The organism is Denitrificimonas caeni DSM 24390 (assembly GCF_000421765.1).
Lineage (GTDB): Bacteria > Pseudomonadota > Gammaproteobacteria > Pseudomonadales > Pseudomonadaceae > Denitrificimonas > Denitrificimonas caeni.
The window spans coordinates 333,511-349,880 of sequence record NZ_ATXQ01000002.1 but is presented as its reverse complement, the minus strand read 5'-3'; the positions used below and the strand labels follow the sequence as shown (position 1 = coordinate 349,880).

The 16,370-nt window shown below is 46.3% G+C and carries 14 protein-coding genes and 1 tRNA gene; 9 read left to right on the top strand and 6 right to left on the bottom strand.

Features of this window, described 5'->3' with window-relative positions:
* Positions 1-25 precede the first annotated feature (25 nt).
* Positions 26-1,528: a sodium/proton antiporter NhaB gene (gene nhaB, locus H591_RS0104565; RefSeq protein ID WP_022965770.1), complete on the bottom strand. Its 1,503-nt coding sequence runs from the start codon at positions 1,526-1,528 to the stop codon at positions 26-28.
* Between the two features lie 209 nt (positions 1,529-1,737).
* Here nhaB and H591_RS0104560 point away from each other — a divergent pair, with 209 nt between their 5' ends.
* The 3 genes from H591_RS0104560 (at position 1,738) to nudC (ending at position 5,259) form a co-directional block, all read left to right on the top strand.
* Positions 1,738-2,550, top strand: coding sequence for a crotonase/enoyl-CoA hydratase family protein (locus tag H591_RS0104560; protein ID WP_022965769.1), 813 nt, complete (start codon positions 1,738-1,740; stop codon positions 2,548-2,550).
* Between the two features lie 186 nt (positions 2,551-2,736).
* Entirely contained in the window at positions 2,737-4,407 is a 1,671-nt protein-coding gene (locus H591_RS0104555) for a hypothetical protein (protein WP_022965768.1), read from the top strand.
* A gap of 12 nt (positions 4,408-4,419) precedes the next feature.
* Entirely contained in the window at positions 4,420-5,259 is an 840-nt protein-coding gene (gene nudC, locus H591_RS0104550; protein WP_028244180.1) for an NAD(+) diphosphatase, read from the top strand.
* Here nudC and H591_RS0104545 read toward each other — a convergent pair.
* Positions 5,227-6,012 (bottom strand): TSUP family transporter, encoded by a 786-nt coding sequence (locus tag H591_RS0104545; RefSeq protein WP_022965766.1) that lies wholly within the window; start codon positions 6,010-6,012, stop codon positions 5,227-5,229. The two genes, nudC and H591_RS0104545, sit on opposite strands and share 33 nt — an antisense overlap.
* 103 nt (positions 6,013-6,115) lie before the next feature.
* Between H591_RS0104545 and H591_RS0104540 the strand changes: the two genes are divergently transcribed.
* A complete protein-coding gene (locus tag H591_RS0104540) occupies positions 6,116-6,766 on the top strand; it encodes a hypothetical protein (protein WP_022965765.1) in 651 nt (216 codons plus the stop codon).
* An 11-nt stretch (positions 6,767-6,777) separates the two neighbouring features.
* Here the strand turns inward: H591_RS0104540 and H591_RS0104535 are convergent.
* Positions 6,778-6,854: transfer RNA gene (locus tag H591_RS0104535), tRNA-Arg, on the bottom strand.
* Positions 6,855-7,509: 655 nt separating this feature from the next.
* Here H591_RS0104535 and H591_RS0104530 point away from each other — a divergent pair.
* The 4 genes from H591_RS0104530 (at position 7,510) to H591_RS0104515 (ending at position 12,601) form a co-directional block, all read left to right on the top strand.
* The gene (locus tag H591_RS0104530) at positions 7,510-9,054 is read left to right on the top strand and encodes a methyl-accepting chemotaxis protein (RefSeq protein WP_022965764.1); all 1,545 of its coding nucleotides are present in this window, start codon (positions 7,510-7,512) and stop codon (positions 9,052-9,054) included.
* A gap of 221 nt (positions 9,055-9,275) precedes the next feature.
* Positions 9,276-10,055, top strand: a complete 780-nt coding sequence (locus H591_RS0104525; RefSeq protein WP_022965763.1) for an EAL domain-containing protein — start codon at positions 9,276-9,278, stop codon at positions 10,053-10,055.
* A gap of 356 nt (positions 10,056-10,411) precedes the next feature.
* A complete protein-coding gene (locus H591_RS0104520) occupies positions 10,412-12,319 on the top strand; it encodes an AAA family ATPase (protein WP_022965762.1) in 1,908 nt (635 codons plus the stop codon).
* Positions 12,320-12,352: 33 nt separating this feature from the next.
* Positions 12,353-12,601, top strand: a complete 249-nt coding sequence (locus tag H591_RS0104515; RefSeq protein WP_022965761.1) for a DUF6868 family protein — start codon at positions 12,353-12,355, stop codon at positions 12,599-12,601.
* Positions 12,602-12,716: 115 nt separating this feature from the next.
* Here the strand turns inward: H591_RS0104515 and H591_RS0104510 are convergent, their stop codons facing one another.
* From H591_RS0104510 to H591_RS14840, 3 genes are all read right to left on the bottom strand, one after another.
* Positions 12,717-13,460, bottom strand: a complete 744-nt coding sequence (locus H591_RS0104510) for a hypothetical protein (protein ID WP_022965760.1) — start codon at positions 13,458-13,460, stop codon at positions 12,717-12,719.
* A 194-nt stretch (positions 13,461-13,654) separates the two neighbouring features.
* Positions 13,655-14,578 carry a pirin family protein gene (locus tag H591_RS0104505; RefSeq protein WP_022965759.1) on the bottom strand — a complete coding sequence of 308 codons (924 nt, stop codon included), beginning with the start codon at positions 14,576-14,578 and terminating at the stop codon, positions 13,655-13,657.
* A 97-nt stretch (positions 14,579-14,675) separates the two neighbouring features.
* Positions 14,676-15,137 (bottom strand): helix-turn-helix domain-containing protein, encoded by a 462-nt coding sequence (locus tag H591_RS14840; RefSeq protein WP_022965758.1) that lies wholly within the window; start codon positions 15,135-15,137, stop codon positions 14,676-14,678.
* A 175-nt stretch (positions 15,138-15,312) separates the two neighbouring features.
* On the opposite strand from H591_RS14840, the gene H591_RS0104495 reads away from it, so the two are divergent.
* Positions 15,313-16,362 (top strand): efflux RND transporter periplasmic adaptor subunit, encoded by a 1,050-nt coding sequence (locus tag H591_RS0104495; RefSeq protein ID WP_022965757.1) that lies wholly within the window; start codon positions 15,313-15,315, stop codon positions 16,360-16,362.
* The last annotated feature ends 8 nt before the right edge of the window (positions 16,363-16,370 follow it).

Sequence of the window (16,370 nt, the reverse complement as noted above, 5' to 3'; positions counted from 1 at the left end):
TTAGAAATCAGTTGTCGCGGTTTTTTTATGCCCAGTGAGTGATACCCCACCAGCCGAGTAAGCTCATAACAATGGTGTAGGGCAAAGCCATATAAGCCATACGACCGTAGGATAAGCGCACCAGTGGTGCAATCGCTGAGGTCAGCAAGAACAAGAACGCTGCTTGACCATTAGGCGTCGCCACACTGGGTAAGTTTGTCCCGGTATTGATCGCAATCGCCAGCAGGTCGAAATGCTCTTGCGTCATTTGTCCGGCTTTGAAGGCTTTTTCAACTTCAGTGATGTAAATCGTCGCAACAAAGACGTTATCGCTGATCGCCGATAAGAAACCGTTAGCAATAAACAGCATCGAAGGCTGCTGATCAACCGGCATGCTCAGAACATACTCAATGACCGGAGCAAATAAGCCTTGTTCCTGGATCACCGCAACCACGGCGAAAAACACCACCAATAATGCGGTAAACGGCAGGGCGTCTTGGAATGCACGGCCAATGTGATGCTCGTCGGTGATGCCGTTTAACGAAGTGATTAAAACAATAATCAATAAACCGATTAAACCGACTTCAGCTACGTGGAAAGCCAAACCAAGGATCAGCACAACGGCAGAAATGGCTTGTACTACTAAAGCTGCTTTTTGTGAGTTGGTGCGGCGCTTGCGCTCTTCACGATCAAAGTCGGCAAGGATTTTACGCACAGGGTTGGGCAGTTTCGCGCCATAACCAAACCAACTGAAATGTTCCAAAATCGCACAGGTAGCTAGACCAGCCGCGAGCACTGGCAATGAAATCGGAGCCATGTGTTTAAAAAAGGTGATGAAATCCCAGTTCATGGTTTTACCAATCAGCAGGTTTTGTGGCTCGCCGACCAGCGTACAGACGCCGCCTAGAGCAGTACCAACGGCGGCATGCATCAATAAGCTGCGTAAAAACGAGCGAAACTCTTCAAGGTGTTCACGGTGCAGTTCAATCACATCAGTGTCAGAGCCGTAGTTGCTGTCTTCACGTGGACTCTTACCCGAAGCCACTTTGTGGTACACCGAATAGAAGCCGACGGCGACGCTAATAATCACTGCGGTAACAGTTAACGCATCGAGGAATGCCGAGAGAAAGGCTGCCAGCGCACAAAACATTAGACTCAGCAGCAGCTTAGATTTCACCTTGAGCAAAATTTGTGAAAACAACGCCAGCAACAGATCCTGCATAAAGTAAATACCGGCCACCATAAACATCAGTAGCAGGATCACCGGGAAGTTATGCACCAGTTCGGCATAAAGTGCGTCTGGTGTGGCCAGCCCCATCAGAATTGCTTCCAGCACTAATAAGCCGCCGGGCTGTAATGGGTAGCATTTTAGCGCCATGGCTAAAGTGAAAATAAACTCAGCCACCAATAACCAACCAGCCACTGCTGGGCCTAAGCTTAAAAACACTAAGGGGTTGATAATTAAGAAGAAAAGTATAGTTTGTTTGTACCAGGTGGGCGACTGCCCTAAGAAGTTGCGCCCGAAAGCAGCAGCGAAAGATTTGGACATTTTTCTATCCCCGAAAAAGATGCGCATACTCTCTGCTTCAGGGTTGCAAATTTCAAGTGTTTCAAAGAGTTTCAGCGGAAAACTTGATTAGACTCTAGAAAAGCCAAGACTTGTGGCATTATCGACATTTTTTGATGGCTTGCTATAGTGTGTCGCACATAAGAAATGAATACGCACTGAAAAAATAATCTTGGTTAGGGGATCACACCGTGTCTGATTACAAAGCGTTTAAAGTTGAGTTAAACGATAAAGTTGCTCACGTGCAAATCAACCGTCCCGACAAAATTAATGCGATGAATGCTGATTTTTGGTCAGAGATCCGCGATATTTTTGCTTGGATTGAAGAAACGCCTGAAGTGCGCGTTGTTGTCTTGTCCGGTGCCGGCAAGCACTTTTCTTCCGGTATTGATTTGATGCTACTGGCGCAAGTCGGTGGCCAACTCGGTAAAGAAGTTGGGCGTAACGCACGCGCACTGAAACGTAAAATTGAAGAGTTACAGTCGTCCTTTAATGCCGTTGATAATTGCAGTAAGCCTGTGTTGGCAGCAATTCAAGGTTATTGCTTGGGTGGCGCAATTGATTTAATCAGTGCCTGCGATATGCGCTACAGCACAGTTGATGCGCAGTTTGCGATCAAAGAAATTGATGTGGGTATGACCGCTGATGTCGGCACGTTACAGCGTCTTCCACACATTATTGGCGATGGCATGATGCGTGAATTGGCCTATACCGGTCGCACCGTACTGGGTGATGAAGCACAGCGCATTGGCTTAGTGAATAGCACCTATGCTGATCAAGATGCTTTGATGGATGCGGTCTTTACGATTGCTACCACGATCGCACAAAAGTCTCCGATTGCAGTGCAGGGCAGTAAAGAGATGATCCGTTATATGCGCGATCATACGGTGGCTGATGGACTTAATTATATTGCAACGTGGAATGCCGCGATGCTGCAGGCAGAAGACTTACGTGTTGCCATGGCTGCTCACATGAGCAAGCAAACCCCAGAGTTTAAAGATTAAGTCAAGAATCTGTGTGATGGGATTGTTAAACACCGCATACTCTGAAGAACAAGCTGCACTTCGCCGGTGCAGCCTTGCTAGTATATGCGATTAATAGATTTTGACTGCTAGGCTTACTTAACTGTATTAAGACCTTTTAGCCTTGTGTGATATTTTGTAATGTATTTTTAGAACAGGATGCTAGGCATGGTTATTGGAGCAACGTCCCTAAGCATGGTTCGCGATGAGCTCTTCGCCACCATGGCGGAAACACAGCAGTATCTGGAGCAGTTTCTTGAGGCTCGAGACAATGGTGCATTGCTGCAAAATGCCGTGAGCAATTTGCAGCAAATTAAAGGCATCTTGTCATTGGTTGAACTGGCTGGCGCAGAGCAGTTGGCAGAAGAGACTCGCGCCTTGGCAATGGATATTCCGGCGGGAGCAACAGACGATCGCAATGATCAGTTAACCGCCATTAATAACGCCCTGCATGTGTTGCGTAGCTATTTAGAGCAGCTGGAAGCACATTGGGTTGAAATGCCTGAGCTATTGTTACCTGCGATTAATAAGCTGCGAGTTGCTGGAAAACAAGCGCCTTTGCCTGAAAGCTTCTTTTTTGCTGCGCGCCTAGATGTTCAGCGTCCAGCCGTGCCACCGAGCACTGCTGGTGCTACTGATGTATTGCTACAAGCACGGCGTTTACGTCACATGTATCAAGTCGGTTTATTGGCGTTTATTCGCGAGGATAATATTCAAGCCAGTTTGCGTTTAATGATGCGTGCTATGCAGCGCTTAGACCGCTTGTATGCCGGTCAACCGGTCAGTCATTTATATTGGGTGGCTTCCGCAGCGCTAGAATCTCAAGCCGATGGGCAATTGCTGTCTAAAAAAAGTCGTAAACAACTTTTTGCTCGAGTCGATCGTGAAATTAAGCTGCAAACTGACAGCAGTAATTATGTCGCTCCGCGTGGCGTGATCAAAGACTTGCTTTATCTGATTGCATTGGCGAACAGCAATGGTGAGCTGGCGGAGCAGGTGCGTCGTCTAACCAACTTGCCAGCCTTGCCGTTCACCGATCATATGCTTGACGATGAATATCAGCGTTTATCAGGTCCGGGACAAAACGTGCTGCGTTCGCTCTCTGCAGCTATTCGTGAAGAAATCATTAGTGCCAAAGACTTACTCGATCTCGTTGGACGCGGTACTGCACAAAATGAAGTGCTCAGCAATTTGCATTTAATTCTTGCTAAGTTGGAAAAAACCTTAGCAATGGTAGGTTTAAATGCGGCCGCAAATTCACTGAGAAAACATTTGAATGTGGTTGAAAGCTGGACAGATAGTAAAGCTGTGGAACACGCCGATTTATCAGCGTTAGCCGATACTTTATTGTACGTAGAAAGCATGGTAGCCGGACTTGAACGCGGCGAGCGTCAAGCGCAGAGTCAGAAGAGTGAGCCACTGAGTGAAGCTGAATCTTTTGCTAAACATCAGTTGATAGAAGCACGTATTGTCGTGAATGATGAAGCAAAAAGTGGTTTAAGCTTGGCCAAACGCGCGATTACTTCATATCTTGAATCTGATGGCGACAAAATGCACTTGGCGAATGTGCCAAGCAGCTTGTTCAACGTGCGTGGTGGCTTATTGTTCTTAGATCAAGAGCGTGCTGCTGAGCAGGTTGGAGCCTGCGCGCGCTACATTCAGCAGCACATGCTTGAAGCCACGATTATGCCCTCAGAGCATATGCTCGAAACCCTCGCGGATGCTTTATCTAGTCTTGAGTATTACCTTGAAGGCGGCGTGTTATTGCAGGCAAAAGAAAACCGCAGCGTGCTTGATTTAGCGGATGAAAGCTTACGTGCGCTGGGTGCCTCTGCGTAAATGCATGACGCCATGATGGGAGATCTGGATTGGCAGCAAGGCATGCCAGATACCGCCTGTGCAGGTGGTTTAGTGGTTGCTCACCATGGCATGCGTTTTCTAGCGGATGCTAACGGTGTGCTGTTTCCGCGTCAGTGGCTCACAGCGCAGCTCAGCGAGACGATTATTGCTGAACAGGGCATCGGTCACCTCAATGGCGAGCCGGTGTTTATGCTTGAGCTTGAGCAGCCGGTGCAATTGGCTGGATTTAGCTGGCTGAGCTTGCGTCAGTTTATGCTCGATGGGCGTTTAACATTGTTCCGTTTGCTGGGCTTTGCCAGTCAGGTCGGTACTTGGGCGCGCGAACACCGTTATTGCGGCAGTTGTGGGCAACGCATGCAACAAGCAGTCGGCCATCGCATGATGCAATGTCATCGCTGTCAGTTACAACAATACCCACGTTTAGCGCCCAGTATGATTGTTGTCGTCAGTCGCGGTGATGAAATCCTGCTGGCACGCTCGTCACGCTTTGTAACCGGCATGTACAGTGCTTTGGCAGGTTATGTAGAACCCAATGAAACCGTTGAGCACTGCGTTGCCCGTGAGGTACGCGAAGAAGTCAGTATAGAAATTGCTGATATACGCTATATAGCGAGCCAGAATTGGCCGTTTCCACACTCACTGATGCTCGGCTTTCACGCCCAATACGTCAGCGGTGAGATTATTCCACAGCCCGATGAAATCGAAGATGCGCAGTGGTTTAGCATTCACAACTTACCGCCATTGCCAGCGCAAAACTCCATCGCACGCTACTTAATTGATTTGTATGTGGCCCAGCGTCTAGGCCACGCCGAACCAATGCTGCCACGCTAAGCGCGCGGCTAGTGCCATTACCACCAGAATAAAAACGGGACGGATTAAGCGATTGCCGCCACCAATGGCTACTTTTGCGCCAACGACTGCGCCAAGCATTAACGCAGCTCCCATACCTATGCCTAACGCCCATGCGACATTGCCGCTGATGATAAACATGCTCAGTGCTGCGGCATTACTGACAAAGTTCATTGAGCGCGCTACACCGCTGGCGCGCAGTAAATCTAAAGGGTAGAGCAGTAGTGTGCTAACTGTCCAAAACGCGCCAGTACCAGGGCCGGCTACGCCATCATAAAAGCCTAACGCTAGACCTTGTGGCCATTGCCGTGTTGTTTTGATAATCGGCGTGCTGCTCTCGCTGACTTGCGGTGTGCGGCCAAACAATAAATACACAGCGCAAGCAAAGACCACTACCGGTAACATTTGATTCAGCCATTCGGCGGGTAATTGCTGGGCCAATAGAGCACCTAAAACAGCACCAATTGCTGTTGCGATCAAACCATTGCGCCACTGTTTAGGATTGAATAAACCTTTGCGGTAAAAAGCAAAACTTGCCGTTGCTGAGCCAAAGGTCGCGCAGAGTTTATTGGTTCCTAACACTAAATAAGGCGGTAAACCTGCCATGAGCAGCGCAGGAATCGTCAGCAAACCACCACCGCCGGCAATGGCATCAATAAAGCCTGCGATAAAAGCTACCGCCACTAAAATCAATAAAACATGTGGTTCGGCAACGAGATTGAGAGTCAGAGACATAAAAAACCTTAACCTGTGTAACAACGCACAGAACAGAGTTTGGACGAAAGTGCTTTAGCCACGCATAATGCCAACTTATTAAACACCCATAAGGAAAATTTGCATGCAATTTATTGGGCTTGCCATCGGCTTTGCAGTACTGGCGTTCATCGTCTTACTTTTTGCTGGCCGAATACTGACTGGCGACCGTTGGTTGATGGGTTGGCTGCGCGGCATGTTTGGGTTGAGCTTATTGGCTGTTGCCCTCGTTGGCGGGCTGGTGGCTTACGATATCAGCACCTACCAAGAAATCCCACAAGACAAACCGCTATTCACCTTAAGTGTGCAAGCACAAACACCGCAACGCTACCAAGTGACTATTTTAGAAGGTGCCATCGAACGCACGTTCCTACTTGATGGCGATTTGTGGCAGCTGGATGCACGTCAGCTGAAATGGAAAGGCTTAGCCGATTTGATTGGCTTACAACCAGGCTATCGCTTAGAAACACTAAGCGGTCGTTTTTTAGCCATTGAGCAGCAAGAACTCGCACAATTCACCGAAGTTGAGTTGGCGCGCAGTTTGTATGGTGTCGACTTCTGGTATTGGTTGCGCACTTTACAAAAAGACTTATTTATCGTTGATGCCAGTGCCTTGCGCGTGAACTATTTGCCGATCGCTGATGGTGCTGTGTACAGCGTCAACCTTGTGCCAACCGGTTTACTGGCAAAGCCTCTGAATAGCGCCGCTCAACAAGCGCTAAAAGATTGGCAGTGATTTTATGAGTATGGCCCGCCCTGCAGGACTTGAACCTGCTACCTGTCCCTTAGGAGGGGACCGCTCTATCCAAATGAGCTAAGGGCGGAGAAAAAATGGTTAACTAAAAAGCTACTAGCCGCATAGTATTTTAGCGCAAGAATCATACTGACTCAGACTAATGTTGTCATGCCGATTTTGATTTTTATCCACTTAGCTCATGAAACTCATATTTAATCTTACTTTTGATGTCATGATTGGTGCGGCACAAATCTGTGCTGCTACAGCCTTCATGACTTACTCTTCGGTTGGGTATAACATGATGGGTAACAGCGTTATTATCTGAACAATCGTCAGATCTGTTTTAATCCTCATTGTTATGCCGCTGGACTTATCGCTCATAATCCAAGTTGCTGCGCTGAGCAGCTCTGTAGATGGAGCTTTGTTTGCAATGCCTTCGCCTAAGGGTCGATGAGAAGTAGATATGAGCTTTTATGACGCATGGGTAATAAGGCGTAGTTATTTAAAAATAGTTTTAGCTCAAGAAAGCTGATCTGCGACCGATAAACAAATACGATTAAATTTTCAGTGTATTTTCTTATAAACGCTATAAACGCTATAAGCCTATACAGTTCAGGTATTTAGCTGTTTTTTTCAATTCAAGCCACTAAAGCTTGATTTTTAGTGAAGCTCATTTTTCTCCTTTTTCCAAAATGATTGTCAGCCCATTAAGCTGCATCAGTCTTTAATGACGAGGTTCCAACGTGACGCCAGCAGACTACTCCTCTAAAAAACCAAGTCGTCTCATTAATATTGTTGGTAATTATCACGGTCATGTTGGCAAAAGCTTATGGGTAATTACCCTGTTAGCTTGGGCGATGTCCTTAGGATTTGCTACTCAACACGACACATGGGGGTTGGCTATTGTCATCGGTGGTTTGCTGACTGCAATTAATACCGTTTTAGTTTTTTCTGTCAGAAGTCGCCTTGCTTCGATGGGTGTGGGTATGGTTTTGATGGTTTTTGTCAGCCTGCATGTTCACCAGTTACAAGGCATGATTGAAGCGCATTTTGGCTATTTTGTTTTTATTGCAGCTCTGTTTGCATATTTAGACTGGCGCACTATTGTTGCCGCAGCGGTTACTGCCGCGTTATTGCATATAGGTGTTCATCAGTTGCAAGTCATGGGCTATCCCATTTATTTGTTTCCGGATCATATGCACTCGTGGGGCATCGTTATGATGCACGCCTTTTATGTGGTGATTGAGTCAGCAGTGCTGATTTATTTGCTAATTTTAGCCGCAAATTTGTTGACTGTATCTCAAACACTGTTACAAACCTTGCAAGCCATTCGCAAAGACCCGCAGCGACTTGATTTGTCAGTACGAGTGGATAGTAAAACAGGCCGTAATGCTCTAATGAAATTATTGGATGCATTATTAGAGGGTATGGATGGCACTATCCATCAAGTACAAACCGCGCAAAAACATACCAGTCAAGTTTTGCACAACATGACAACTGATACGCAGCAACTGCTTGGCTGTGCTGCTGAAAACCATCAGGATGCGCAGCAAATGCACCAGACATTGACGCGTAACTTAGAGTATTTTGCCAGTGAGAAAGATGCCTTAGCGAAAACTGTTGTGTTGATTAATCAGGTTACAGAACAGCAGTCGTCAGGTAGCGCATTGGTTAAAGAATCAGAGCAGAGCTTAAAGCAGCTTACTGCAACTCTTGAAGAGACTTCCAAAGTAGTAGACGCTTTAGCAGCAGATTGTCAGTCAGCGATTGGCATGATTAGCGAAGTACAAAATATTGCTGAACAAACAAATTTATTAGCTTTAAATGCTGCAATTGAGGCCGCTAGGGCAGGAGAGCTGGGTCGTGGTTTCGCAGTGGTTGCTGATGAAGTCCGCTCCCTTGCAACTCGCTCGAAGCAATCAACTGAGCGTATTAGTCAAATTATTTACCGTCTAGAAGAAAGTTCAAAAACATCAGTACACACGATCCATCAAAGTGCAGAATTAGCTATGCTTAACAGCCAAAAAAGCCAAGAGGTGGTGATTAACTTTGAGAACATCAGCTCCTCACTGCAAACGATGCGTGTCCTTGGTAAAGACGTTGCGCAGCTTTCAGAGCTCCAAGATCAAAGCACACAAAAGCTTTTAGCTGAGGCGACCCAAGTTGAGCAGGTGGCGATTCAAAGTAAACAGGCAAGTTTACGTATTGCCGACAGTATGTCAGGGTTGACTGAGGAGTTTGAACAATTGCAAGAACGCTTGATGGCATTTAATACATCAGATCGCTAATGGCTGGTTTGCTATGAGCAAGCCTATCTGCAATGCAGAAAAGCTTCTTGCTTAGGCAACTTATTACATACTGATGATGCCGAAAGTTCTAAGCGGGAAAGCAGCACAGCGTTGCTCGCGGCTTATATTGTGTTTTTATTGGGGTTTTTAGGTTTTCTTGATGCTGCGATACACCAAGATCCAGTGTTTTAATGTTATTGCTTGGTGTGTGAGGTATAGAAATGTCAGAAAAATCAATTGTTTACGATAGATTCTCTTGTGCTAAATGCTCTGATGAGTCCAGTCTTGATTTTGATTTCACCATGGCTTTTCAGCCTATCGTTAACTGCCAAAGCAATCAGATATTTGGCTATGAAGCGCTGGTTAGAGGCCTTGCTAATGAGTCGGCTTATTCAATTATTTCTAAAGTTAATGATGATAATCGTTACTTGTTTGATCAGCTCTGCCGCGTTAAAGCAATCGCCTTGGCTGCAAAGTTAAAACTGGACAGCATGCTCAGTATAAATTTTCTTCCCAAAGCGATTTATAAACCAGAGCGCTGCATTCGAACCACGTTAGAGGCTGCTGAAAAATATGGCTTCTCAACAGATAAGATTATGTTTGAATTTACTGAAGTTGAAAAAATTGATGACAGTAACTTTGTCAAAGAAATCGTTGAATATTATAAAAATTCTGGATTTATAACGGCGATTGTTGATTTTGGTTCAGGCTATTCTGGCTTGGGCTTGCTGGCAGATTTCCAAACAAATATTGTTAAATTTGATATGGCGTTGATTCGTAATATTGATAAAGATAAATCACGACAATCGATCATTAAGCACTCTTTAAACTTGTTTAAGGACTTAAATATCATCCCTTTAGCCGAAGGTATTGAAACAATAGAAGAGATGCAATGGTTGCAAGATTCAGGTATTGCATTGATGCAGGGCTACTTGTTTGCTAAACCTGGTTTTGAGTGTCTGCCTCTCGTTGATTTTACAAAACTCACGTCACACAGCTAATGTGCTATTTATTTAATGTTGAGCTGTTTTTTCAGAATACTGCAGAGCACATTCGTCTAAGGTTTTTTAGGTGCAGCTAACAATCTTGTGTGATGAATATTGGCAATATCGTAGCCACTCAAGCATAGATACTGATTTTTCGTTTATGCAGGTTCATGTGTTTGTCGTAAGAACTCAGTAAATGAATATTGACTCTGACGAGGTAGCCGAAAATAGAGGTGCCTACTATGTGTTGGTGCGACTGTCTAATTTTTGGTTAGAGTAAATTACACCGGCAGTTGATTTACACATATCTTTAGCCAGTGAGCTAAGCTGATTGGAACTAGTCCCTAAAACTAAGCAGCAGCGGGAGCCGAATGATTTTTTTACCCCTGTACCGCACAGTCGCTCAGCGCTTATCTGAAGGTGAGTTGCCTGAGTTTTTTAATTCAGCCACTGTGCCGCAGTTGGCTGCGGTGTTGTTTATTCAAAATGCAGACAAGCTAGCGCAGCAGCAAGCACCATTAGCTTCAATGCAGCGCCAGTTTGCGCAAATCATCAGTGCCGGTAATCAAGCTAACCAGCAGCTGCCAAAGGCCTTTCAACAACTGGTTGGCGAACGCTTTTCTATTGAGCAATTGTCCGCAGGATTGTCGCAGTTGGCCGGTCTAAAAATCAGTTTATTGGATGATGAGCATCCTGCTGCAGAAGAACGATATTTAGATGCTGAAGGCGAGTGGCTGTTTACCTTTAGCAGCGAGTATCAAAAAGAAGTGATGCCGCTGCAGAAGGTTTATTTTGCTGAGTATCAGGCCGAACTGTCGGTGACTGATCCACAAAGTCGGGCACTGCGTGAGTTTCTTGCGGCGCCCGATGAGTCATTTAATGTGCAAGGTTATGCTGGGTCTGGAAAAACCCATTTAATCAGCCGTTTTACGCAATTACTTGAGCCGCAGCGTACCTTGCTGTTAGCGCAGACGTTTGGGCAGTTGCAGGCGCTGAAAAGCAGGGCAGGTGAGCATTTTCCAGCGATGACCTTTGGCCAAGCGGTTGCGCAGGTGCTCGACAATAATTTGCTGGCTAACAGCTGGCGCTTGAAGGATAAAAGCCGCGCACAGCAAACCTGGCAGGTGTCCCATGCGCAGGTGGTGCAGTGGCTCAATCTACCGGCGATTGCTTATTTATCAGCCGAGCAAGTGGCCAGTATTTGCGTCAGAACGGTGGCCAGCTTTTGTAATACAAATGCCGACTCGATTGACGTTGTGCATTTGCCTGCGGGTATTGCCAGTAATTTAGTTCCTGTTGATATCGCGGTGTTGCTGGAGACAGTGCGGCGTTATTGGTCTGAGTTGGTGCAACCCTCGGAGCCGCAGATCCGTCTGCCGATTCGTGGCTACCATCGTATCAAACTGATGTCGTTGACCGATGAGGTGCTAGATACCCAATACAGTCATATCATCGTTGATGAAGGGCACGATATTCCCACGCCCATGCTGCAAATTCTCGACCGTAGCCCGCAGGCAGTGATCACCTTGAGTGACGAGTTGCAAAATCTTAATGGCATGGCTGCGGCGCGTAATCATGTGATTCGCCAGCGCAACATTACCCAATCGGTGCGATTGGGTAAGCAAGTTGAGCATGTGATTAATCCGTTGATTCAAGCGCATCCAGGAGCCACTAAAGAGCTGTTTGCTGGTCGCGCTGACCAATGCACACATTTACAGCACTACAGTGGTTGGCATATTCCACAGCAGGCAACAACGGTGATTGTCGCCGATGAGTTTGATTTGTTTGCATGGTTTCAGCGTTTAACTCATGCCGGTGTGTCGTTTAAATTGGCTCGCTCAACCTTTAAAGATTTTATGGTGTTTGCGCAAGACTGTATTGAGCTCTATCAGCAGGGCATACGGCCACGTCATGGTCTGATTTTTCGTTATGCGAGTTGGGATGCATTGACTGCGGCGATGTCGGGTAACCCGTCTTTTGACGCGATTGCGCGGATGCTGGAGAAAGGTTACACGCTGGCGGATTTTCAAACCGCGGTGGATCGCCATATGCGCAAGGGGGGTGGGAAGATTATTTTGGCGCGAGTCAGTGACAGCAAGAACATGGAGTTCAGCAGTGTTTATCTTTCCAGAGATTTGCTAGTGAAGCCGAGCAGTCATGACAATCAAGACAGTCGCGCACGCTTGTTTTCTAGCCTGTACACTGCGTGTACACGTGCGCAGCATGAGTTGATTGTTCCAGACGGTTTTTCTGACTGGATTGCTGATGCAGTAAAGTAGTATTGAGCTACTAGAGCACAAGCAGGAGCATGCATGATGTTAGATTTAGCGACGGTAACAAGTTTTTTGGGTTGGTGCGCAGCTATTAATATCGCTGTACTGATATGTGCAGCTTTTATCGTGATGGTGTTTAACTCGCAGATAAAAGTCATTCACAGCCGCTTAATGGCCACGAATACAACGGGTTTGAACATGCTGTATTTTAACTTTTTAGCAAATTATAAAGTTCTTATTCTTATGTTTAATCTAGTGCCTTACTTTGCTTTAAGAATGTTGGCTTAATTCTAAATTATACAGATATAAAAATAAGCCCGAAGCTTAATAAAGCTTCGGGCTTAAGGTGCTGGCAGCGTTCATCATAGATACGCTTTAGCTTTTTTCGATAAGCGTTGTTTGATTAGAACGCCATACCAAGTTTTAGTCCGAACTCATCATTCTTCAACTCGGTGTCGCCAATGTTATATTTGTCTTTCAGCTCATAGTTATGCTGGGTGTAATATAAGCCTGCAGTAAGAGGAAGGCCATTGTAGCCTTTGTCCCACATAAAGTTTAATTCAGCATAAGGGCTGTGCTTGCTTTTCAAGTCAACTGTTTCACTGCCTATGCTTTCAACTTTAAGAGTGCTTTTGGCATCGACGTTATAACGTGTGCCCACTTCTAAACGAGTAAGTACTGTATCGCCTTTATGGTTAAAACCAACACCTGCTTTTGCAAATGGTGATTTGTTTACTAGACGTACATCAAGTCCTTTCTTATCTTCAAAGCGGTTGTACTGGTAGCCACCACCAACAATACCATCAATATAGTTACGCTCATCAATACGCAGACGGTAGCCGACGTCTAAATCAGCTTGCGCTTCTTTATCTTCGACGTCGCCTTTTTTACCGTATTTAGCTTCGATACCTGCTTGGAAGATAACCCCTTCCTCGCCTGTCATTTTATTACCGAAGTTGTAGTAGATACCGCCTTTCGGCATGCGCTCATTGTGGTTGTCTAATTGATTGATATTAGACGACATCTTGTACTTGTTATGGCTTCCTGTAATACCAATGTTGGATACAGGCTCAGCCGCTAACAAAGCAAAAGGTGATAATAATAAACCTGCCGCTGTAGCACTAATTAATATATTTTTACTGATCATGAATATACTCCATAAGTGATGTTGCGTATGAAGTACGACCGCCCTATATTTGTAAAGTTCAGTCTTTAGTATGATTAATCAGGCTTTTTTTGAATTATAATTAGTGGCCTTTGGCTATGTTATGCAGTATTGCTGAGCTAGCGCTGTATATACTGCAATGTATTATCTAATGATTATTTTAGTTGTTGCGCTGCCTAGCGCTGGATATTTGGGTAGGGAATGTAGCCTTGGTTATCGCTGGGTATTTTTGCAAACTGCTGATCAATCCATTGCTGGCGCGCCTGCTTGACCCGCTCGATACGGCTGGAGACAAAGTTCCAGTCCATGTAGCGATGGCCAATATCATCACCACCAATTAACACCACTTGGCTATCATGTTCTGCGCGAATAACGATTTGTTGATCGTCACTTAATATCGCAAGTCGGTGCTGGCCGATACTCAAGTCTTGGATGCTGATTGCGCCGCTCACCACGTACAGTCCACGCATGGCCGCGTGGGGCAAAGCTAAGGACTGTCCGGCCTTAAGCTTGGCCTCAATGTATAAGGTTGAGCTAAAGGTTTTTACTGGCGAGGTGACGCCGTAGGCTGTGCCCATCAACACGCGGACGTTGACACCAACAACCTCAAGCGAAGGGATCTGCGCGCTGTTGTAGTGATAAAACGCAGGCTCAGTTTCTTCATCTTCTGCGGGTAATGCCAGCCACAACTGAAAGCCATGAATGGAGTGCGGTTGGCTTTTGACTTCGGCAGATTGCCGCTCCGAATGGACGATGCCAGAGCCCGCCACCATCAGGTTTAAATCGCCGGGGCGAATGCTTTGCACGCTGCCTACAGAATCTTGATGGAGCATTTCACCGTCAAATAAATAGGTGACTGTGGCCATGTTGATATGGGGATGCGGCAGTACGTTAACACCGTCACCTGCTGGAAAGTCAGCTGGCCCTATGTGATCGAAGAAAACCCAAGGGCCAATCCGTCTAGCACCTCGACTCGGTAAGCTGCGACGTACGGTGAAGCCGCCGAGATCTTGGTCTTTGGGGTGAATCAGTTGCTCGACCCCCGTGCAGCCAGTTTCGATATCACAGGGTGAGTCTGTGGTTGTGCTTTGATTGCTCATAATCTTGTCCTCAACTGAAGGAATCAGTGGTGCATGTACTTAAGCCTCAGTGTCACTCAGTCGTCGCTATAGCGCAAAACTTTCAGCGAAACGCTTCTTAAATGTTTGACTCGGGCGGGGTCACAGCAAGGCTACTGCTGCCGAGGGTGATTAAGTATTGCAAACTGGCTTCGGTTGCAGGCGCTAACTGGTTGATGGCTTTATCTGTGACAGTGAGCATGCCGCTGGGATCGCGTGCAATAAAGCCCAGTTCTTCTAGTTTGTGAACTTTACGCCGCACGGTTTCTCGCGCAATGCCACTGCACTCGGCAATTGATTGAATATTAATTGGTTGGTCGGCGCGGTCTTTGGTGTTGTCACTGATAAATTCAGCGTAAGTCATATTGCTGGTTTGCCGTGCAGGCAGCGCGCGTGAACCGATGATGGCTAAAATCAGCATTAAATCCAAATCACCAAAGAACTGTTGGCGCAGCACAATCAGCAGTTCACACAGTGCGTCCACATGGGTTGGGAAGATATGACCAAAATGGCTTGTGATTTTTTCAGAGCTAAACGGCATAGTGGTTCTCAAGTAAAGAAGCTAAATAGGGTGAAAGCACTGATGATACCCATTGTGGGGATATAGTGCGTTGCTTAGCGCTGCTACTTCAATGAAACTAGTCAGTCTTCTCATATAGATAATAATGCTGCCACACCGGTAGTCATGACGGTATTGATCAGGAGTGTGAGGATTGATGAAGCGTATAAGCTGGCTGGCAAGTGCTGTGATTTTGGCTGCTTTGAGTGGCTGCACAGAGGGCGAGGTTGTTGATCAGCAGGTTGAGACCTCGCGTCCTGTGCCGATTACAATTGTGAACTCTTCCAATAAAACATCGAGCCTGCGTTTCCCCGGACGTGTGCGTGCTGCGCAGCGTGCTGACTTGACCTTCAATGTACCAGGACAAGTGATTGAATTGCCGGTTGAAGAAGGGCAGTTGATCAATAAAGGCGATCTTGTTGCTCGCTTAGATGATGCCAATTACAAAATACAGATGCGTTCAGCGCTGGCTAAATACAATAAGACGCGTACTGATTACAGTCGAGTTGAACAACTCTGGCAGCGTAGCCAAGCGGTTGCTAAAGCCGAGGTGGATAAACAGCGTACGGCGATGGATGTCGCACAGGCTGATTATGCGTTAACTAAAAAAGACTTTGATGACACTCGTTTGGTTGCGCCCTTTAGTGGAGTAATAACCAAGCGTTATGTTGAAAACTATAGCAACGTGAAAGACAAGGAACCGATTGTCAGCCTACAAGATCTTAATGATCTCGAAATTGTGATAAATGTCCCGGAGCGTGTGGTGCGCAACACGCCAAAGAAGGTTGTGGGTTATGCGGTTTTTGCTGATCGACCAGAAAAACTATTACCGGTTACTTTAAAGTCTTTTTCCTCCGACAGTGACAGTCAGACGCAAACCTATGAAGTGGTCTTGGCTCTCGATCCAGGTTATGACATCACCGTTTTACCAGGCATGTCAGTTGATGTGGTGCCGCAACAAGCCGTAGCAGGAATCGCCGTAGGACAGATCACAGTACCTCTTAAAGCTATATTTTCCAGTGCTGATGGTGTCACCGGTGTTTGGGTGTTTAATTCCGAAACCTCGCGAGTGACGTTACAAGCCGTTGAGCTGGGTGATGTGCTAGGTGCTGATGTTGTGGTGCTGAAAGGTTTAGTTGGCGGTGAGCAGATTGCTACTGCTGGTGTCGGTCAGTTACGTGACGGCATGCTGGTTCGTCCTCTGTAAGTCAGGAC